General features: G+C 61.2%; 21 protein-coding genes. 19 read left to right on the top strand and 2 right to left on the bottom strand.

Features of this window, described 5'->3' with window-relative positions; all coding sequences use genetic code 11:
* Positions 1 to 137 precede the first annotated feature (137 nt).
* The 6 genes from AWT75_RS06905 to AWT75_RS06880 all read left to right on the top strand — a co-directional run bounded on the left by AWT75_RS06905 (position 138) and on the right by AWT75_RS06880 (position 5,522).
* Positions 138 to 734: a Maf family protein gene (locus AWT75_RS06905; protein ID WP_045846555.1), complete on the top strand. Its 597-nt coding sequence runs from the start codon at positions 138 to 140 to the stop codon at positions 732 to 734.
* A gap of 14 nt (positions 735 to 748) precedes the next feature.
* Complete coding sequence (gene rng, locus AWT75_RS06900) at positions 749 to 2,245, top strand: ribonuclease G (protein ID WP_045846438.1); 1,497 nt, start codon at positions 749 to 751, stop codon at positions 2,243 to 2,245.
* 46 nt (positions 2,246 to 2,291) lie between these two features.
* Positions 2,292 to 3,077: a serine O-acetyltransferase gene (gene cysE, locus AWT75_RS06895; protein WP_045846437.1), complete on the top strand. Its 786-nt coding sequence runs from the start codon at positions 2,292 to 2,294 to the stop codon at positions 3,075 to 3,077.
* Entirely contained in the window at positions 3,074 to 3,853 is a 780-nt protein-coding gene (locus AWT75_RS06890; RefSeq protein WP_062788428.1) for a DUF3658 domain-containing protein, read from the top strand. Before cysE ends, AWT75_RS06890 begins: the two co-directional genes overlap by 4 nt.
* A 105-nt stretch (positions 3,854 to 3,958) precedes the next feature.
* A complete protein-coding gene (locus AWT75_RS06885) occupies positions 3,959 to 4,801 on the top strand; it encodes an isopenicillin N synthase family dioxygenase (RefSeq protein WP_045846435.1) in 843 nt (280 codons plus the stop codon).
* Between the two features lie 184 nt (positions 4,802 to 4,985).
* Positions 4,986 to 5,522, top strand: a complete 537-nt coding sequence (locus AWT75_RS06880; RefSeq protein WP_153013259.1) for a cell division protein FtsI — start codon at positions 4,986 to 4,988, stop codon at positions 5,520 to 5,522.
* Here AWT75_RS06880 and AWT75_RS06875 read toward each other — a convergent pair.
* Entirely contained in the window at positions 5,509 to 6,195 is a 687-nt protein-coding gene (locus AWT75_RS06875; protein ID WP_153013258.1) for a flagellar basal body L-ring protein FlgH, read from the bottom strand. The genes AWT75_RS06880 and AWT75_RS06875 overlap by 14 nt on opposite strands.
* A gap of 205 nt (positions 6,196 to 6,400) precedes the next feature.
* Between AWT75_RS06875 and AWT75_RS06870 the strand changes: the two genes are divergently transcribed.
* Positions 6,401 to 6,622, top strand: coding sequence for a hypothetical protein (locus AWT75_RS06870; protein ID WP_062788424.1), 222 nt, complete (start codon positions 6,401 to 6,403; stop codon positions 6,620 to 6,622).
* On the opposite strand, the gene AWT75_RS06865 is transcribed toward AWT75_RS06870, so the two are convergent.
* Complete coding sequence (locus AWT75_RS06865) at positions 6,606 to 7,520, bottom strand: substrate-binding periplasmic protein (protein WP_082695989.1); 915 nt, start codon at positions 7,518 to 7,520, stop codon at positions 6,606 to 6,608. The genes AWT75_RS06870 and AWT75_RS06865 overlap by 17 nt on opposite strands.
* Before the next feature lie 126 nt (positions 7,521 to 7,646).
* Here AWT75_RS06865 and uvrD point away from each other — a divergent pair, with 126 nt between their 5' ends.
* The 12 genes from uvrD to AWT75_RS06805 all read left to right on the top strand — a co-directional run bounded on the left by uvrD (position 7,647) and on the right by AWT75_RS06805 (position 20,252).
* A complete protein-coding gene (gene uvrD / locus AWT75_RS06860) occupies positions 7,647 to 9,797 on the top strand; it encodes a DNA helicase II (protein WP_045846432.1) in 2,151 nt (716 codons plus the stop codon).
* A gap of 34 nt (positions 9,798 to 9,831) precedes the next feature.
* Positions 9,832 to 11,544, top strand: a complete 1,713-nt coding sequence (locus AWT75_RS06855) for a tetratricopeptide repeat-containing response regulator (RefSeq protein WP_045846431.1) — start codon at positions 9,832 to 9,834, stop codon at positions 11,542 to 11,544.
* Positions 11,532 to 12,272 carry a LytR/AlgR family response regulator transcription factor gene (locus AWT75_RS06850; protein ID WP_045846430.1) on the top strand — a complete coding sequence of 247 codons (741 nt, stop codon included), beginning with the start codon at positions 11,532 to 11,534 and terminating at the stop codon, positions 12,270 to 12,272. The genes AWT75_RS06855 and AWT75_RS06850 overlap by 13 nt, the downstream gene beginning before the upstream one ends.
* A gap of 236 nt (positions 12,273 to 12,508) precedes the next feature.
* A complete protein-coding gene (locus AWT75_RS06845) occupies positions 12,509 to 13,990 on the top strand; it encodes a sensor domain-containing diguanylate cyclase (protein WP_052693968.1) in 1,482 nt (493 codons plus the stop codon).
* 105 nt (positions 13,991 to 14,095) lie between these two features.
* On the top strand, positions 14,096 to 14,275 hold the full coding sequence (locus AWT75_RS06840; protein ID WP_045846552.1) for a DUF3460 family protein: 180 nt from the start codon (positions 14,096 to 14,098) through the stop codon (positions 14,273 to 14,275).
* 118 nt (positions 14,276 to 14,393) lie between these two features.
* Positions 14,394 to 15,062, top strand: a complete 669-nt coding sequence (locus tag AWT75_RS06835; protein ID WP_045846428.1) for a class I SAM-dependent methyltransferase — start codon at positions 14,394 to 14,396, stop codon at positions 15,060 to 15,062.
* A 133-nt stretch (positions 15,063 to 15,195) separates the two neighbouring features.
* A complete protein-coding gene (locus AWT75_RS06830; protein ID WP_045846427.1) occupies positions 15,196 to 15,609 on the top strand; it encodes a biopolymer transporter ExbD in 414 nt (137 codons plus the stop codon).
* Positions 15,610 to 15,612: 3 nt separating this feature from the next.
* Positions 15,613 to 16,572 carry a TonB C-terminal domain-containing protein gene (locus tag AWT75_RS06825; RefSeq protein WP_062788421.1) on the top strand — a complete coding sequence of 320 codons (960 nt, stop codon included), beginning with the start codon at positions 15,613 to 15,615 and terminating at the stop codon, positions 16,570 to 16,572.
* Between the two features lie 94 nt (positions 16,573 to 16,666).
* On the top strand, positions 16,667 to 17,932 hold the full coding sequence (tolB, locus tag AWT75_RS06820; RefSeq protein ID WP_233160798.1) for a Tol-Pal system beta propeller repeat protein TolB: 1,266 nt from the start codon (positions 16,667 to 16,669) through the stop codon (positions 17,930 to 17,932).
* Positions 17,933 to 17,963: 31 nt separating this feature from the next.
* Entirely contained in the window at positions 17,964 to 18,491 is a 528-nt protein-coding gene (pal, locus tag AWT75_RS06815) for a peptidoglycan-associated lipoprotein Pal (protein WP_062788417.1), read from the top strand.
* A gap of 129 nt (positions 18,492 to 18,620) precedes the next feature.
* Complete coding sequence (ybgF, locus tag AWT75_RS06810) at positions 18,621 to 19,376, top strand: tol-pal system protein YbgF (RefSeq protein WP_062788440.1); 756 nt, start codon at positions 18,621 to 18,623, stop codon at positions 19,374 to 19,376.
* A 153-nt stretch (positions 19,377 to 19,529) separates the two neighbouring features.
* Positions 19,530 to 20,252, top strand: coding sequence for a CPBP family intramembrane glutamic endopeptidase (locus AWT75_RS06805; protein ID WP_204376894.1), 723 nt, complete (start codon positions 19,530 to 19,532; stop codon positions 20,250 to 20,252).
* The last annotated feature ends 44 nt before the right edge of the window (positions 20,253 to 20,296 follow it).

Genomic DNA, 20,296 nt, shown 5'->3' with positions numbered 1-20,296 from the left:
TCGCGAGACTCTGAACCGGCTCCGTAGGTGCAGCTACGTAGCCGGGTACATTTTGCGGCGCAGCAGATGGTGGGCCAAGGGCCGCTCTGCTACCCTTGCAGCTCATAAATATTGATAACACTGGCAGCGACAACATCATGACCCCAAGCGATACCCGAATTTACCTGGCATCCGGCAGCCCGCGTCGTCGCGAACTGCTGGAACAGCTGGGCGTGCACCTGGAACGCATCCACGCCGACATCGACGAATCGGTGCTGCCCGGTGAAAACGCCGTAGCCTATACCGAGCGCCTGGCGCGTGAAAAAGCCGCTGCCGGCTGGGCCGTGGTGCAAAAATGTGGTTTGCCTTCACGCCCGCTGTTGTCTGCCGACACCACCGTGGTGCTGGACGGCGAAATCTTCGGCAAGCCGGCCGATGCGGCCGACGCTGCGCGCATGCTGCGGGCCTTTTCCGGCCGCAGCCATCAGGTGGTCACCAGCGTGGCCGTGCGTCAGGACGAGCGTGTAGAACTGCGCACCAGCATCACCGAAGTGCATTTCCGTGCACTGAGCGACAGCGATATCCAGCGTTACATCGACAGCGGCGAGCCGTTTGACAAGGCTGGTGCCTATGGCATCCAGGGCCTGGCGGCGGTGTTCATCGACCATATCGCCGGCAGCTATACCGGCGTGATGGGCCTGCCGATGTTTGAAACCGCAGAACTGCTGGGCCTGTTCGGCCACCCATTCCCTTGAGCGGAGACAAGACCATGCTGCATCAGTCCATTCCGCTGCCGCGCGACATCCAGCGCCCCAAGGAACAAATCCTCGTCAACATCACCCCGCAGGAAACCCGCGTGGCGGTGCTGGAGGACTCCATCGTGCAGGAGCTGCACGTGGAACGCGCCGCCAGCCGCGGCATTGTCGGCAATATCTATCTGGGCCAGGTCAAGCGCGTGCTGCCCGGCATGCAGAGCGCTTTCATCGAAATCGGCCTGGAACGGGCGGCTTTCCTGCACATTGCCGATGTACTGGAACAGCGCCAGCACCCCACCGAACCGCAACGCATCGAAAAAATGCTGTTCGAAGGTCAGACCGTGCTGGTACAGGTGATCAAGGACCCGATCGGCACCAAGGGTGCGCGCCTGTCCACGCAAATCTCGCTGGCCGGGCGTTTCCTGGTGCATCTGCCGCAGGAAGAACACATCGGCATCTCGCAAAAGATAGAGAGCGAGTCGGAACGCCACAGCCTGAAGGCGCGGCTGGAAAAGCTGCTGCCGCCCAGCACGCCGCGTGGCTACATCATCCGCACCAGCGCGGAAACCGCCACCGATACCGAGCTGCAGGCTGACATCGAATACCTGTCCAAGCTGTGGGCCGACATCCGCCACAAATCGCAGCACCTGCCGGCGCAAAGCCTGTTGTACGAAGACCTGCCGCTGGCGGTGCGCGTGCTGCGCGACATGGTGAGCGACACCACCGAGCACGTGATTGTCGACTCGACCGAAAACTACAGCCGCATGGTGGAATTTGCCGAGCAATACGTGCAGTCTGCCGTGCGCAAGATCGAGCGCTATTCCGGTGAGCGCCCGCTGTTCGAGCTGTTTTCCATCGAGGCGGAAATCGACAAGGCATTGTCGCGACGGGTGAACCTGAAGTTTGGTGGCTACCTGATCATCGACCAGACCGAGGCGATGACCACCATCGACGTCAATACCGGCGGCTTTGTCGGCAACCGCAATTTCGACGAAACCATCTTCAAGACCAATCTGGAAGCCACCCAGGCCATTGCCCGCCAGCTGCGGCTGCGTAATCTGGGCGGCATCATCATTGTCGATTTCATCGACATGGACAATGAAGAGCACCAGACTGCGGTATTGAGCGAAGTGGCCAAGGCACTGGCGCGCGACCGCACCCGTGTCACCCTCAACGGCTTTACCAGCCTGGGGCTGGTGGAAATCACCCGCAAGCGCACCCGCGAGAGCCTGGCGCACGTGTTGTGCGAACCCTGCCCCACCTGCCAGGGGCGCGGCGAAATCAAGACCGCCCAGACCGTGTGTTATGAGGTACAGCGCGAAATCGTGCGCGAGGCACGCCAGTTCGATGCCAAGGGCTATCGCATCCTGGCGGCCCAGCCGGTGATCGATATGTTCCTCGACGAGGAATCGCAAAGCCTGGCCATGCTGGTGGACTTCATTGGCAAGCCGATTTCGCTGTCGGTGGAAAGCACCTATACCCAGGAACAGTTTGACGTGGTCCTGTTGTAAGCACGGCCCGGCATGGTCCGGGCCGCGTGGTAATGGAGTAACAAGCATGAAGCAAGATTCCGGCGACGCCCTGTGGCTCGCCATTTTGCAGGAAGCCGAACAGGCCGCGCGTGACGAGCCGCTGCTGGCCAGCTTCCTGCACATGACGGTATTGCGGCACAGCACGCTGGAAGACGTGCTGGCCTTTCACCTGTCCAGCAAGCTGGCCAGCCCGGTGATGGATGCCCGCGCCCTGATGGAACTGTTCCGTGAAGCACTGGCATCCGACCCGGTGATCAGCGCCTCGGTGCGGGCCGACATCCGCGCCTGTTTCGAGCGCGACCCCGCCTGCGACAGCTATTCCACCCCCTTGCTGTATTTCAAGGGCTTCCATGCGCTGCAAAGCCAGCGCATCACCCACTGGCTGTGGCAGCAGCAGCGCAAGACCCTGGCCTTGTTCCTGCAGAACCGCATTTCCGAAGTCACCGGGGCGGATATCCACCCGGCAGCGCGTATCGGCCAGGGCGTGATGCTGGACCACGGCACCGCGCTGGTGGTGGGTGAAACCGCCGTCATCGGCAATAACGTGTCCATCCTGCATGGCGTGACGCTGGGTGGTTCCGGCAAGGAGCGGGGCGATCGTCACCCCAAGATCGGCGACGGCGTGATGCTGGGTGCCGGTGCCGCCGTGCTGGGTAATATCCGCGTTGGCGACTGTGCCAAAGTGGGCGCAGGCAGCGTGGTGCTGGAAGACGTACCGCCACACACCACGGTAGCCGGTGTACCGGCCCGCGTGGTGGCGCAAACGGTGGAAGGCGCCATGCCCGCCCTCGACATGGACCAGCGCGTGTGACCCAGTCCACCGTGCACCTGCTGACCGGCCCTTCAGCCGCCCAGGCCTTGCGCACCCTGTTACCGGGCGATGAGGTGCTGGAGGTGGTGGAAGACTTCGCCCACGGCCCGCTGGCCGATGCCGATGCCATCGACCCGCAGGCGCGGGTGGCGTGGTGGAACCGCATCTGGTGGTCCATGCGCTGGCTGCCGGACATCGACGAAGCCTTTCTCAAGGACTACTGGCACTGTCGCAAGCAGTTGTTCCGCGTGTTTGCCCAGCGCCAGCCGCTCTGCCTGTGGCTGGGCGATGGCGCGCATGACCGCCTGCTGCTTGCCATGGTGTGCGCCCATGCCCACGCCAGCCAGCCGCTGTCGCTGGTGGAAGCCGGTGGCAAGGTGGCTATCCAGCACAACGGCCGTGTCGCCATGGGCATGTGTGGCCAGCAGGAAATCCGGCAGTTGATCGGCACAGCAAGGCCTGTCGGGCAGGCAGAGCGCCAGCGCCTTGCCGCCGAATGGGAACACTGGCAGCAGGCCCCGGCCGGCTGGCGTGAATTGCAACATGGCCAGCTGCTACAGCAGTCTGCTGACTGTTTCGATGCTGCCTTGCTTGATGCATTGCGTTGTGATGGGCCGCAGGCAGCCGCCCGGCTGGTGGGTGGCGTCATGGGGCAACATGTCACGGCTTTTGTGCCCGACACGTATCTGTTCTGGCGGCTGTCCATGCTGGCGGAAGCCGGCCTTGTGGTATTGACGCCGCAAGCGGACGGCCCGCCCCACGTGGCCCTGCGCTGAGTTCACTGCGCTGTGCTTTGCCTGCGACGGCGGCAAGGGTAGAATCCGCCGCCGCGGTCCGTCCCGATCTTGCCTGACGGCCGCATTCCGCGAGGATACCCTCCCATGAACGTCCGCATTGTCGACTACCGCGCAGCCGATGCTGCCGAACAATTCACCCGTTCCCTGCACGAAACCGGTTTTGGCGTGCTGGTGAACCACCCCATCGACCAGCAGCTGGTGGAAAAGATCTACAGCGACTGGCTGGCCTTCTTCGGCACCCCGCAAAAGCACGATTACGCTTTTTCCGTAGAGAAGCAGGACGGTTATTTTTCCCCGGCCATTTCGGAAACGGCCAAGGGCGCCAGCCTGAAGGACATCAAGGAATACTTCCACATCTACCCCTGGGGCCGTGTGCCGCCACAGCTGGCCGATGATGCCCGCCGCTACTATGCCAGTACCAATGCGCTGGCGCGCGAGCTGCTGGGCTGGGTAGAGCAGTACACCCCGGCCGACATTGCAGCCCATTACAGCGAACCGCTGTCCGGCATGATTGCCGACAGCCAGCAAACCCTGCTGCGGGTGCTGCATTATCCGCCGCTGACCGGGCAGGAAGCGCCCGGCGCATTGCGTGCCGCCGCGCATGGCGACATCAATCTGCTCACCATCCTGCCTGCTGCCAGCGAACCCGGCCTGCAAGTGCAGGACAAGACAGGCAACTGGGTGGACGTGCCGTGTGACTTCGGCATGCTCATCATCAATATCGGCGACATGCTGCAAGAGGCATCACGCGGCTACTACCCGTCCACCCAGCACCGGGTGGTGAATCCGCAAGGCGAGGCCGCGCGTAGCAGCCGGGTGTCGCTGCCGCTGTTCCTGCATCCGCGCCCGGAGGTGGTACTGTCGGAACGCCACACGGCAGGCAGTTATCTGGATGAACGCCTGCGCGAACTGGGCGTGAAAAAGTAAGACCGGTCAATCCGGTGTAAATGACTGTAAATGCCCTTCGGGGCATTTTTTTTTGCTGCTAGGGTGGCTCTGTTTCAATTGTCCGGTGAGTTTCAAGGTGAATGTTCTGTGGCGCTGTCTTATTGCACCTGCGGCCCTTTCTTTAAGTGCCTGCAGCCTGATTACCTCACCGCTGGTGGCCGGTGTGCAATTGGCCAGTACCGCCATCACATCGGTTGCCAATATGGCACCCAATACCAGTACCAATGGCATGGCTCATCCGCATGATGAGCTGCGCAATATCTGTATCGAATTGAATGCCAATGTGATCGTGGCGGATTTCATTCCCGAATTGCAAAAGCAATTGCGCGACCGCGAAGTGGAAAGCCGCATTTATGCGCCCGGCAATGCGCCGTCAGATTGCGAAGCCATGCTGTATTACACCGTGCTCACGCAATGGGGCTCGCCCATGTTCAGCGATGAATTGCGGCCCTACATCACCGACATCAACCTGCTGCTGAAAAAGAATGGCAAGGTGCTGGCCAATGCCGCTTACCGGCTGGATGGCATGGCCTATGACAAGTGGAGTTCGACCGGCAGGAAGCTGTCACCCTTGCTGAACAAGATGTTGTCCGGCGAAAACATGGCCCAGTGGCAGGGCAGTGGTGATGGTGCCAATGGCGCGGCCCGCTTTGAGCAGGATGTCAGCAAGCGGGCCGGTGCAACGACTACCAGAAATTGATCAGCCCGGCGAAGAAGCGCTGGGCATCGGTGCGCGAAGCCACTTCGCTGGCGATCCCGTTGACGATCTGCTCGATGCGGGCATCACCCACATCACTGGAAGACACCACATTGCCCACCTTGATGTCACGCTTGTTCACAATGCCGGAAAAGCGCAGCACGGTGGTATTGCCACTGGCCGCCACGGCCTTTTCCCCGGCAATCGCCAGATAGCCATTGGGCAATACATCGGTGACCGACACCATCAGGCTGCCGCTGATCTGGTTGGAGTTGCTGACCTGACCGGTGCCTTTAAGGCTGCTGCTGCCGGATGCCTTGCCGCTGTAATCAAAGATCTCCTTCAGCAAGCCACCCATGGAAGACAAGGCACCGGGGCCGGATTCGGAAATGGTGGAGGTGCGGTTGGAGGTGGTATTGGCGTTATTGCTGGACGTCAGGTTTTCCGCAATATTGATTTTCAGCGCATCACCCACATGGCTGGCAATCGGCTCTTCAAACAGCAGCATGGCCTTGTTGGGCTGGTAGATGGAGCCTGGGCTGTCTTCTAATGCCACCGGGGTAAATTGTGGACGAATATGTACCGGTGCAGTCACCAGCATTTGCGGAGAAGAACAGCCGGTGACGAAACCGGAAATGAGCAAACCAGCCATTATCTTGATTGCCTGATTTTTCACGATATCACCTGCTTTCTCTTTGATTACTCCTTATTAATTCTATTGGCATGGAAAGTTAATTAGGGTTACCGATGCCAAATTAAGGTAATAAGATGTAAAGCAATTGGCTCTGGCTCTTAACCCTGCATAACGTAAATTTACATGGCAGCCGGTACTGACCATGTAATGGCGGACAACAGCCAATTAACGGTATGGGGAGAACAAAATGAGCACAATCGGCGGTATCACTAATCAGGCACCCACGACTTACCAGGTGCTGAAGCAGGGGGCGAAGAAGGTGGCAGACGACGTGGAGTCAGTGGCCAGGGCGGCGGGAAGTGGCCTGGCAAGTGGTGCCAGCGGTACCGGCAGTGCCATCGCGCATGGCCTGACCGCGGCGGGCGACGGCCTGAGCACGCTGGGACGTACCATCAATACCCTGGTTTGAGCGGGCAAATGCCTTCCGGCCCGGCCCGGTGCTTGTGGCGCCAGCCACTGCCCTGGCCGGGTTCGGGGCAACGGGCGGAAGGCTTGTCGTTGTCCGCCAGCAAGAGCGGGCCATCCTGACGCAGTTGCGCATACAGATCGACCAGCTCGCCAGGGAACTCTTCCGTGCCGATGTATTTCAGGCGCAGCCGTTTGAGCTCGCCGTTTCTCACCAGCGCATCCAGTGCATTCTGCAGCTGCCGGATGGTGGCATCCGGGGTTTGCCGGTTCAGGGCAAACCAGTACTGTGCCTGACCATCCAGCAGCGCTACTGGGCGGACCTGATTGTCCGGCATGCCGGTTTGCCGTGTCTGCCAGTGCATGGCCCAGTCCAGCATGGCCACCATGTCCACGCGCCCCATTCTCAGCTTGGCCAGGTTGCTGGCATCATCCGGTGCATTGTCCTGCTCTATTCCCGGCCGCAAACCAAGTTGCTCCAACTGCTTTTGCGAGGCAGAAGCAAAAATGGTACCGACACGCCATTGCGCCAGCTGCCGGATATCGTTGAGCCGGATGTCCTCGCGCTTGCTCAAGCGGTACAGATAAATATGGCGTTTGCCGATGGGGCCAACCCAGCGGAACTGGTTCTCCCGCTCCGCGGTGCGTACGGTGCTGAACAGGATGGTGTCCGGCGTGGATTGCACCGTGGCATAAGCGCGCGACCAGGGCAGCAGTTGCAGCCTGAGCGCCAGGCCGGCCTTGCTGGCCATGGCAGTCAGCAATTCGCTGGCAAAGCCACTCACCTGCTGGCCTTGCAGATAATTCAGCGGCGGCAATTCCTCGGTATAGGCAGTCAGCCCCGCCGCGTGGGCAGGGAAGTGCAGCAGCAGGAATAACGCGACAAGCAGGCGTGAGCGCATGGGGAAGGGGGCAGTTGTTTGACAGAAATTAACCTGTCGCCGCCTGTCAGGCAAGCCTGCCCACGGCTTGCCGGTCAGCTGGTGTAAAATGCCACCCATCAACCACGCCCAGAAGAAATACCTGTCATGAGTGAGCTTTTAGCCGGATTGAATAATGAACAGCTGCGTGCCGTCACCTGGCCGGCCAAAAGTGCGCTGGTACTGGCAGGTGCGGGCAGTGGCAAGACACGGGTACTGACCACCCGCATTGCCTGGCTGATAGCCACCGGCCAGGTCAATCCCTCCGGCATTCTGGCGGTTACCTTTACCAACAAGGCGGCGCGGGAAATGCATACCCGGCTGGGGGCCATGGTGCCGGTCAATGTGCGCACCATGTGGATTGGTACTTTCCACGGCCTGTGCAACCGCTTCTTGCGTGCCCATTACCGCGATGCCGGACTGCCGCAGGCGTTCCAGATTCTGGATTCCGCCGACCAGCAAGCCGCGATCAAACGCCTGCTCAAAAGCCTGGAGCTGTCGGACGAGAAATATCCGCCACGCGCGGTACAAAGCTTCATCAACGGCAACAAGGAAGCCGGGCTGCGCGCCGACCGCCTGCCGCCAGCCCTGACGCCGTACGAAGCCAAGCTGGTGGAACTGTACGCCGCCTACGATGCCCAGTGCCGTCGCGAAGGCGTGGTGGATTTTGCCGAGCTGCTGCTGCGCAGCTACGAACTGTTGCAGGCCAACGCTGCCTTGCGCGCCCATTATCAGGGGCGCTTCCGCCATATCCTGGTGGACGAGTTCCAGGATACCAACCGTCTGCAATACGCCTGGCTCAAGCTGTTGTCCGGCGAGCACAACGTCCTGTTTGCCGTGGGCGATGACGACCAGTCCATCTACGCCTTCCGCGGTGCCGAAGTGGGCAATATGCGCGCCTTGCTGACCGACTTCCAGGTAGCCGAGCCGGTGCGGCTGGAGCAGAACTACCGCTCGGTGGGCACCATCCTCAATGCCGCCAATGCCCTGATCGAACGCAACGATGGCCGGTTGGGCAAGAATTTGTGGACCGACGCGGGCGAGGGCGAGCAGATCCGCCTGTACGAAGCCTATTCCGATGGTGACGAAGCCCAGTTCATCATCGATGAAGTGAAGAACCTGCAGCGCGAAGGCATGAATCTGTCGGACATGGCCATCCTGTACCGTTCCAATGCCCAGTCACGGGTGCTGGAACATGTATTGGTGAATGCCCAGCTGCCCTACCGCATTTATGGTGGCCTGCGCTTCTTCGAGCGCCAGGAAATCAAGCATGCTCTGGCCTACTTGCGTCTGGTGAGCAATCCGGATGACGACAATGCCCTGCTACGTGTCATCAATGTACCGGCGCGCGGCATCGGTGCCCGCACCGTGGAAAACCTGCAAGCCATCAGCCGCGAGCAGGGTGTCACCCTGTGGCAGGCCTGCTGCGCCGCGGGTGGTGGCCGTACCGCCGCCAAGCTGGGCGAGTTCGTGCTGCTGATCGAAGCCTTGCGCAACAAGAGCACTGACATGACGCTGGCGGAAACGGTCAGCCTGATCATCGACCACTCCGGCCTGCGCGCCATGTACGAGCAGGACAAGAAAGAAGGCGAAGAGCGGCTGGCCAACCTGGACGAACTGGTCAGCGCCGCGGCCGGTTTCTTCCCGGATCAGCCGGAGCTGGCCATTGTCGAATTCCTCAGTGCGGCCAGTCTGGAAGCGGGAGAGCATCAGGCCGAAGCCGGCGAGGACGCGCTGCAACTGATGACGGTGCATGCGGCCAAGGGCCTGGAGTTCGACGCCGTGTTTGTGTCCGGTCTGGAAGAAGGGCTGTTCCCGCACGAAAACAGCATGAACGACAGCAAGGGGCTGGAGGAAGAGCGCCGCCTGATGTATGTGGCCGTCACCCGCGCCCGCAAACGCCTGTACCTGAGCTGCGCCCAGAGCCGCATGCTGCATGGCCAGAGCCGCTATCCCATCCGTTCGCGCTTTGTTGAGGAAATACCGGCCGAGCTGGTACGGATACTGTCTGCTACAGTGAAACCTGTGCCGCCAGCAAGCCCGCGTCGCGCGCCCTGGCTGGACGAGGCGGCTGCGCCGGCCGCCAGCGTCTCCTTGCAGGGCTTTCGCATTGGCCAGGGCGTCAGTCACGCCAAGTTCGGTTCCGGCGTGGTGATCAATGCCGAAGGCAGTGGCAGTGATGTGCGCTTGCAAATCAATTTTGCCGAACACGGGTTGAAGTGGCTGGATTTACGCTATGCCAAACTGACCGCCGAATAATGACATTTCAGCCAGGCTGGCAGATGATGACGCCATGAGTGACAAACTACCTTCCACCACCTACCAGAGCCTGACAGCAGGGCAGAGCGGCGCTGATGCGACGCGCCGCCCCTATGAGGACCCGTACGCCAACCGGCTGTTCCTCATCATCGACAGCCTGCCGGAAATGCAACGCGCGCTGGCCATGACGCTGGCCTCGTTTGGTGCCGACAAGGTCGAATACGCCAGCAAGGCCGGCGATGCGCTGGCCAAGATGGCCAAGTTCGAATTTGACGTGGTGCTGTGCGACTACGATCTGGGCAATGGTTACGACGGTCTCTACCTGTTTGAAGAGGTTAAGGAACGCAACCTGATCAAGCAGTCCTGCGTGTTCATGATCGTCACCGGCGAGCGGCGGGCACAACGGGTGATTTCCGCGGCTGAACTGGCCCCGGATGACTACCTGCTCAAACCCTTTACCGGCGAAGTGCTCAGCCAGCGTCTGGAAAAGGCCATGCGCCGCCGCGAGGCCTTTCGCGTGGTGGACGAAGCCATCATGCGCCACGAATATCTGGCCGCCATTGATGCCTGTAGCCGGCGCATCAGCCAGCGTGGCGAGTTTACGCTGGACTTCATGAAGCTCAAGGGCAGTCTGGCGCAGAAGATTGGCGACTATGACACCGCCCGCAGCCTGTATATGGATGTGTTGCGACTCAAGCCGCTGGCCTGGGCCAAGCTGGGTCTGGCCAAATCGCTCACCGGCCTGAAAGCCTACGACGAAGCCAAGCTGTTGTTCGAAGAAGTACTGGCCGACAATGAGCGAGTGATGGAGGCCTACGACTGGCTGGCCAAGTTGCATCGCATTCATCACGACCTGCCCGGCGCGCAGGACACCCTGCAAAAGGCCACCGCGCTGTCCCCGGTGGTATTGCGTCGGCAAAAGCAGCTGGCCGAAGTGGCCTTGCTGAACAAGGATCTGGAAACCGCCGAGGCTGCCAGCGAAGAAACCCTCAATATTGCCAAATACACCTGGCATCGCAGCCCCACTCATTACGCCATGCTGGCGCGGGTGCAGCTGGCACGTGGCGAAACCGGCACCGCCGCCCGCACCCTGGGTAATTTGCGCCGTGATTACCGCTACAACGAGATGGGCGAGTGGATGTGCAATGTCATCGACAGCCAGTTGCAAACCAGGCTGGGTAATCACGAAAAGGCGCGCACCCTGCTGGCCAGTGCCGAAACGGCTTACCAGAAGCTGGGCAGCAATCTGCCGGCCGAGGCGCAAATGGAATTTGCCCGTGCCTGCTTTGCCCAGGGCAAGCAGGACAGCGGCAATGCCGCCATGCGCGACCTGGTGCGTAACAATCATGATGATGAAGAACTGCTGTCCAGCATTGGCAGCCTGTTCGAGGAAGTGGGGCTGGGTGATGTCGGTCGCCAGCTGATTGCCGAAAACGTGCAGTCGGTACTGGAGCTCAACAACCAGGCGGTACGCGAAGCCCAGGCCGGACGTTTCGAGCAGGCCATCGAGCGCTTCGTCAAGGCGCACGAGGAAATGCCGCACAATGTGCAGGTGATGCTCAACCTGGCCAATGCCACCATGGCCTATGTCCACGGCAATGGCTGGCACGAAAGCCATATGCGGCGTGCCTATGACATGCTGACCCAGGTACGGGACCTGGCACCGACCAACAACAAGTTCCAGAAAATCCTCAAGGCCTGGCGGCAACTGGTGGAAAAGCTGGGCAAACCGCAATGGGTGCTGTAAACAGGCTGCGCGTGCTGGTGGTGGATGACGAACCACTGGCGCGTGAACGCATGGTGGGGCAGGTGGCCCAGTGCGGTGCCACTGCAGTGGCAGCCTTGCCGGATGCCGCCGAGGCTGCCCGCTGGCTGGAACGGCAGACGGTGGATGTGGTACTGCTGGACATCTCCATGCCCGGCATGAGCGGGGTGGAACTGGCCCGCAAACTGCGTACCCAGCAACTGCCTCCGCAGCTGGTGTTCACCACCGCACACGAGCAGTATGCGGTGGATGCCTTCGAGCTGGATGCCGCTGACTACCTGCTCAAGCCGGTACGGCTGGAACGATTGCGACAGGCACTGGACAAAGCCGCCGCCCGTCGTGGCCAACTCCCGGCCATCGAAGCCCATTTCACCGTGCGCCATCGCGACAGCCTGCTGAACATTCCCATTTCCGCCGTGCGCTATCTGAAAGCCGAGCAGAAATACGTCAGCCTGGTCACCGCCACTGGCGAATACCTGCTGGACGAATCACTGGTAGCGCTGGAACAGCGACTGGGCGACAGCGTGCTGCGCATACACCGCAATTGTCTGGTGATGCGCCATGCCTTGCTGGCGCTGCTGCGCATCGGGAATGAAGAAGATGAGCAATGGGGTGTGCAGCTGCGGGATATCGCACAGCCACTGGCCATCAGCCGGCGGCAGTTACCCCAGATTCGTGCCTGCTTGCGTCAGGCAGACCACCTGCCCTGAGCGCTGATTTCCTCCGGCCGCAAGCGTGCTGTCAGTCACTTTTCATGGTTCGTCAGCATTGGTTTACACAGCTAAAGCCCGCTATTTAGATTAAGGACCAATAAGTCTAGGTGTAATTACTTAGTTGGCGGCTGAGTTCGGCTTTGCCCATCCGGGCTGCCATCGCTTTCTATAGAATTCCGTTTTTCCCTTCTCCTCCCTCGTCCATGCGGATAAAACTGACCACGCTGGGATGCGTGCTGCTGTGGCTTTTGCTCAGCCTGCTCATTTCCCTGGCCTTCATCAGTCGTGCCGTACTCAGTGCCGAACAAGAGTTCGACATGCTGGGCGAGCGCCTGTCCGAGCAATTGAACCAGAAGTTGCTGGTCAACCAGACCATCCTCGACAGCTATGCTGCATTCAGCATGCTTGATGCCCAGCACGCCGGTGAACAGGAGCTGCTGTTTGTCCAGCAAATGGCGGAGCGTTATCCGCAACTGGTCTCGCTGGAGCGCATCGAGCGGGTGCGGGCGCAGGATGTGCCGTCCTGGCATCGGGCCATGCAGGCCAGCCTGGGCAGCGATTTCCACCTGCACGCCTATACCAGGCAGGGACAGGCTCCACTGACCGCCATGCCGGTTCAGGCCGAGTACTACCCGGTCGTGTCGATTCTGCCGATGAACCCTACCGTGCGCCCGTTGCTGGGCACCGAACTGTCGGTGGATGAGCGCTTCCGCCGGGCCTTGCAGGAGGCGCAGCATTTTGGCCGCACCGCGATGTCGGCCGCCTTCACCCTGCGCGAGGGCTATCGCGGCCATTTGCTGTTGCAGCCACTCAATACCAGCAGCGTGCTCTTACGTGGCCAGCTGGCCGATCAATTCGTGGCGCTGGTGTTACGCACCGATTACCTGCGCCCGGCCAATACCGCCCTGCCGGTCGGGCTGAGTTTGAGCCTGCGCGCGCGCGGGCCTGGCAGTCAGGGCCTGGAGCCTTATGTGACCATACCGGGCCAGAACCATGGCTGGCTGGACACCCTGGGTTTTCCGCGACTGCGGCTGGAGCGGGCCGTCGGCAACGATTCGCAGCCCTTGCTGCTGCAACTGGACTGGCAGCTGGGCTGGTATCTGCTCAGTGGTTTCGAGCGCAGCGTCATCCTGTGGCAGTCGCTGCTATTGCTGGTGTTGCTGGGTCTGGGCCTGCGCTTTTACTGTGGCCAGCTCACCAAGCAGCAACGGCGCGAGAATCATCTGTTTCATCTGGCCAATCACGACCGCCTGACCGGGCTTGCCAACCGCAACCTGTTCTACGACCGTCTGCAGCATGCCATCTCGCGCCTCAAGCGCAGTGACAGACGACTTGCCGTACTGTTTCTGGATCTGGACCGCTTCAAGCCGGTCAACGACCGCTTCGGTCATGCAGTAGGCGACAAGGTGTTGCAACTGATTGCCGCCCGCATCTTGGCGGTGATGCGCAATGAAGACACGGTGGCGCGGCTGGGCGGCGATGAGTTTGTCCTGTTGATGGAAGATGTGGAGTCCAACCGCGAGGCGGACCGGGTGGTGGAGCGGCTCAAGCATGCCATCCAGCAGCCTTACGAGGTGGATGGCCATACCGTGTTGCTGGGCGTGAGCATAGGCATTGCCTATTATCCACAGGACGGCATGCTGATCGAGGAACTGCTGGATGTGGCCGACCGCAAGATGTATGGCGACAAGGCGCCTGCCATCGAACGCCATTGAATGCTGTGGTGTTTGTGCTGCCATGCAGCGCAAATATCCGGCCTCACCGTGGTCAGCGCCGCCGCTTATGCATTAGAATCCTGCGATCATAGCCAGGGGAACACCATGTACCAGTCCGACTTCACCAAATTCATGAGCGAATTTCTGGACAAGCATCCGGAAGTAGACCAGCAACGTCGCGAACTGCGCCTCACCCTGTGGGATCGCAAGGTCAATCTGGACGACCAGCGCCGCTGGAAAGAATCGCGCGTACCGCAAAAGCCTTACGTCTACCAGCCGGAATAAGCAGTCCCGGCCCGGCGCTCGCCGTGGCCATTTGCCAACGCCCCCTGTTGCCACCGACGGTCCTCCCTGTCGGACCGGCGCTACCAGCGGGCGTTTTGTCATTTTTCCGAGAGTATCCATGACCAGTCGTACCGTGCCGCTGGACGGCACCTTGCATGATTACCTGATGGCCATTGGCCTGACCGAACACCCGGTGATGCGTGAGCTGCGCGAATTCACCGCTGGCCATCGCATGGCCAAGATGCAGATCGCCCCGGAGCAGGGCCAGTTCATGGGCTGGCTGGTGCATGTGCTGGGCGTGCGCCGTTATCTGGAAATCGGCGTGTTCACCGGTTACAGCATGCTGGCCGCGATGCTGGCGATGCCGGCAGATGGCGACGCAGTGGCCTGCGATGTCAGCGAAGAGTTCACCAGCATTGCCCGCGACTACTGGCAGCGTGCCGGGGTGGCCGGGCGTATCCGGCTGGAGTTGCAGCCCGCCTTGCTCACCTTGCAGCAACTGCTGGCAGAGGGGCAGGCCGGTCAGTTTGATCTGGTGTTCATCGACGCGGACAAGCCTTCCTATCAGGACTACTTTGAAGCCTGCCTGCAACTGGTACGGCCCGGTGGCGTCATTGCCATCGACAATATCTTCCTGTCCGGCCGCGTGGTGTCGCCACGGCCGCAAGACCCGCCCGGCGTACACCTGATGCACGCCTTCAATGCCCGATTGCAGCAGGATGCGCGCATCCGTCACTGCGTGCTGCCCATTGGTGACGGCCTGACCCTGTGCACCCGTCTGCGCTGATGGCCGGCTGACCGGTCAGAACTTTCCGCCCGTCCGGCAAGTCTGACCGGTTTTTTGTTAAGCAAGATGTTTGTCATCCGGCCGCTGTGCTTGCGGTGCTATGATGGCAAGCTGAACTTTGGTCTGGATTGTCATGCTCAACCGCCGTCCCCGCCGTCAAATGAACCAGATGAACGTGGTGCCCTATATCGACGTCATGCTGGTGCTGCTGGTCATTTTCATGGTGACAGCTCCCATGTTCACCCCCGGTGTCATTCAGGTGCCCAGCGTATCGCAGGCCGCCACGCTGGATGCGCCGCCGCTGGAAGTGGTGCTGGATGCCGGTGACAAGATGCAAATCAAGGATGGCGACAAGGTGACTCCGGTGGATTCGCGCAGCACGCTCGCCAGCCAGGTTGCCGCCATGCTGGCCGGAGCCGACCGTCCGGTGGCCATCTCGGCCGACAAAGACCTCAAGTACGCCGATGTGGTGGCCGTGGCCGATGACCTGCACAAGGCCGGCATCAAGCGCGTTGCCCTCACCGTCAAGCAGCAGAATCATCAGTAAGGCATGAACCGTTCTCCTTCTTCCTCCTGGTCCTTGCTTGCTTCCTTGCTGCTGCATGGCGCAGTGATCGGCCTGATGCTGTGGGCCGGCCTTGCCAGCAAGCAGCCGGTGAGCGAAGTGCCGCTGGCGCTGGAGTTGTGGAGCAGTCCACCGCCGGCCCCTGCTGCCGTGGTAGAACCGGTGCCGGTCAGCAAGCCGCTTCGTGTTGTACCTCCCCCAACTCCCCCCGCCCCGCCGCCGGAGCCGCCTGCCGAGGTGAATCTGGGTGCCAGGAAAAAGCCGGAACCCAAGCTGCAGCATCTGGTAAAACCACCGGTTGAAGTACCGAAAAAGCCGGAGCCGGTACATAAGCTGCTGCCGGAAAAACCCAAGCCGGAGCCGGTGAAAACACCGCCAGCCAAACAGCCTGAACCCGCGAAAAAGCAGGAAAAACCAGCCAAAACGGTAGAAAAAGCCCCGGCCAAGCCCGTTACACCGGTTGTGACGGAGAAAAAGCCGGTCAAACTGCCGCCAGCCACCACGCCGGGCAAGGGCAGCAAACAGTCGAAAACCTATGACAATCAGGCTGACGATTTGCTGTCGCAACTGGATGCCCCCAATACCGGCCACAAGGCCAATGCACGCAGCACCCAGGCCGGCAGTGCCAATGGCGTGGCCGGCGGTGCGGTGAATGGTTCGGCCGCAGCCAAGGGCGGCTGGATCGACAAGGTCAAGGCCAAGATCACCCCGCTGGTGCAACTGCCGCCCGACCTGAGCGGCAACCCCAAGGTGGTGGTGCTGGTCACGCTGTTGCCCACGCTGGAAGTGAGCAAGGTGCAGGTGATCGGGCCGAGCAGCAACAGTGCTTACAATGAGGCGGTGCAACGTGCCATCTGGGAAGCACGCACCTTCCCCAGCTTGCCGCCAGGTGCCAATTTCAACGATGGCTACCGCCAGTTCAAGATGGAATTCCGCCCGCGCTGAGTAACAGCGCCGGGAGGAATACCGTGTTTTGCAAAAATTTCAGTCTCAGAGGGAACTCATGCCGGGCATTCGTACTCTGTTTAAGCTATTGCTAATGTTTGTCTTGCTCGCCGGCCAGTCTGCCCGTGCCGAGATGACCATCGAGATTGTCGGCGGTGGTGCCAGCAAGCACGCCATTGCCGTGGTGCCGTTCAAGGATGAAACCACGCGCATGCGTGAGGCGCTCACCCCCATCATCCGCAGCGATCTGGAACTCTCCGGTGTATTCCGCATGGTGGATGGCTCGGCCATTGCCAATGTGCCGGTCGAGCCGGTGGATATCCGTTACCCGCTGTGGCAGGCCGCCGGGGCGCAGTCCATCGCCATCGGCAAGGTCGAAGCCGTGGCCGGTGGTCAGGTAAAGGTCAGCTTCCGGCTGATGGATGTGGCGCAGAAAAAGCAGCTGACCTCTGGCGAGTTTACCGTGACGCCGGACCGCAGCCGCGAAGTGGCACACACCATTGCCGACATGATTTACGAGGCCATCACCGGGCAGAAGGGCATTTTCAATACCCGCGTGGTGTATGTGCTCAAGAGTGGCCGCAACTACATGCTGCAAGTCGGGCTGATTACTGATGTGGACAGTAACCGGGCGCAAACCATCCTGCGCTCCAAAGAGCCCATCATCTCGCCCAGCTGGAGTCCGGATGGCCGTTATCTGGCTTATGTCTCCTTCGAGAGCAAGAAGCCGGTGGTATGGGTGCAGGATCTGGCCACCGGCCAGCGCCGTGCGGTGGCCAATTTCAAGGGCAGCAACTCGGCACCGGCCTGGAGTCCGGATGGCAGCAAGCTGGCAGTGGTACTGACCACCACCGGCAATTCGCAGATTTACCTGGTCAATACCCTGGGTGGAGCGCCGCGCCGTATCAGTTACAGCGATGGCATCGATACCGAACCGACCTTCACCCCGGACGGCAGCCAGATCTACTTTGTGTCCGACCGTACCGGCGGGCCACAAATTTATCGCATGGCTGTCAGCGGCGGAGCCGCCCAGCGCGTTACTTGGCAAGGTAACTACAATGTTTCACCGCGCGTATCGCCGGATGGTCGCACCCTGACCTTCATCCGGCGGGAATCCGGGCGTTTCCGGGTGATGGCACAGGATCTCACCACCGGGGACGTCCGTGCGCTGTCGGAAAGTGGTTATAACGAACGACCCAGTTTTGCCCCCAATGGCCGCATGGTGCTGTATGCCAGCGACACCGGCGGCAAGAGCGTGTTGTATGCCACCACGCTGGATGGCAGCAGCAAGGTCAGACTGGCAGTGATTAATGGCGAAGTGCAGGACCCGTCGTGGGGCCCTTTCAACAATCCGCAATGATGTAGTGCATTCAAATCCAAGGAGCGAAGGCATGAACTGGAAACAACTCGTACTCGGCACCGCTACGGTTACCCTGTTGGCTGCTTGCGCCAGCACCAAGCCGGCCGCCGTCACCAGCAACACCACCCCGGCCACCGCCAATCAGGGCGTGGCTCCGGCTGATACCGGCAGCAGCAATCAGGGCCAGCTGAATGCCGACCCGCTGCACGACCCGAACAGCCCGCTGTCCAAGCGCAGCGTGTATTTCGACTTTGACTCCTCCACCGTCAAGAGCAGCGACAAGCCCACCGTGGAAGCCCATGCCGGCTACCTGAAGGACCATGCCGACCGCAAGGTGATCATCCAGGGTAATACCGACTCCCGCGGCAGCCGCGAATACAACCTGGGCCTGGGTCAGCGCCGTGCCGAAAGCGTGAAGCGCTCGCTGGAAGTGCTGGGCGTGAAGGACAGCCAGGTTGAAGCAGTCAGCCTGGGCAAGGAAAAGCCGAAGGCTACCGGCAATACCGAGGCTGATTACGCCGAGAACCGCCGCGCCGACATTCTGTATAACGGCGAATAAGGCAGGGTAGGGCAGGCTGTTGCGGCCTTGCCGACTTGCCACTCCATCAGGCCGGACATCTAGCCAGAAACCTGTTTCAGGCTGCTATGATGTCGGCCATCCTGTATGCAACGGACCGAGAACCGCCCCATGAAACGCCTTGCCCTCAGCGCGGCGCTGCTGCTTACCCTGTCTGCCTGCGCTACTACCAGCGATATTGAAGCCACCCGCTACCAGATCGACCAGGTCAATCGTCAGGCCAATGCGCGCCTTACCGAAGTGGAAAGCAAGCTGTCCAACGAGAAGCTGCTGGAAATGGTCAATCAGGTGGAAAGCCTGAAAGCCGAAGTCGCCAAGCTGCGCGGCGAAGTGGAAGTGGCCAACTACAATCTGCAAACCACGCAAAAACGCCAGAACGATTTGTATAACGATCTGGATGGCCGACTGAGCCATCTGGAGAGCGCCGGCAAGGAAGCCGCCGCCCAGCAGGCGGCCAGCCAGCCGGCCAGCAGCCAGCCTGCCGCAGCGACCGATACCCAGACCAGCCCGGACTACGACAAGGCGCTGAACCTGCTGCGCGCACGTGATTTTGCCAAGGCAACAGCCGCGCTCAGCCTGTACATCCAGCAGAACCCCAATGCGCCGCAGGCGGTTGATGCCCTGTACTGGCTTGGTGTGGCCCATACCGCGCAGCGCCAGTACGATGCCGCCATTGAAATCCACCGCCGCTTTGCCGAGCAATACCCTGACAACCCCAAGGCACCGGACGCGCTGCGTAATGTGGCCAACTGCCAGCGTGACCTGGGTCAGGTGGATATTGCCAAGGCCACGCTCAAGCGCCTGATCAAGCTGTATCCGTCCAGCTCTGCCGCGCAGAAAGCGCGCGAGCAGCTCACCAAGATGTAAGTCACCACAGCCCGCCACGCGGCAGATGCCGCCCGGCGGGCTGGGCCCACCCCATGATGCTACCCGCCCCCATCGAACTGGCCAGCTTCGGCCTGCTGGCCATGGCCTTGCTGCTGCAATGCCTTGGTCTGCCACGCTCGTCGCTGCTTGCCGGTGCCGCAGCCGTCGGGCTGGCGGCTTATTGCGGCTTGCTGCAGCTGGCTGGGCCTGCTGGCGGTTGTGCTGGCCGCTGGGCTCAGTTATGTGGTGTACCGCTTTCCCCGGCCGGCCTGGACTGCCTTGTGGCTGGCACTCTTGCTGGCGCTGGCCTTGCATGTGCTGCCCGGTTTTGACAATCCGCTGCTGTGGCAGGGCAAGCTGACGCCGGACAGTCAGCCTTACCGGCTATTCTGGAGTTTTGACAAGGGCGTGGCCGGCTGGCTGCTGTTGCTGGGCCTGCACGATGCGCCCCACCATGGCCGGGCCTGGGGCGGTACTGTGGCGGCGGTGGGGGTGTTGTTGCTGGTACTGGTGCTGGCGCTGGCGCAGGAAAGCGGCATGGTTGCCTATGCACCCAAGCTGCCGGCCTGGTTGTTGCCCTGGCTGTTTGCCAATTTCTTCCTGACTGCCATGCCAGAGGAGGCCTTGTTCCGTCATGGCCTGCAACGCTGGCTGGAAAACCGGGTGGAGCCCCTGCCTGCGCTGATTGCTGCCTCCCTGCTGTTTGGTGCCGCCCATGTGGCAGGCGGCTGGGGCTGGGTGGGTCTGGCCACGCTGGCCGGGCTGGGTTATGGCCTGGTGTATGCCGCCACCCGGCAGGTGGCGCTGGCTGCGCTGGCGCATCTGGCCTTCAATACCGCGCACTTGCTGCTGTTTACCTACCCGCGTCCGGGCTGAGCCAGAGACAGCGCGTGCGACAGTTGGTGCAACTGTCTTGATAT

Origin of the sequence: Aquitalea pelogenes, assembly GCF_001515305.1 — a bacterium.
Lineage (GTDB): Bacteria > Pseudomonadota > Gammaproteobacteria > Burkholderiales > Chromobacteriaceae > Aquitalea > Aquitalea pelogenes.
Note: the sequence above shows the minus strand (reverse complement) of the source record. Positions and strands in the feature narration are given on the sequence as shown.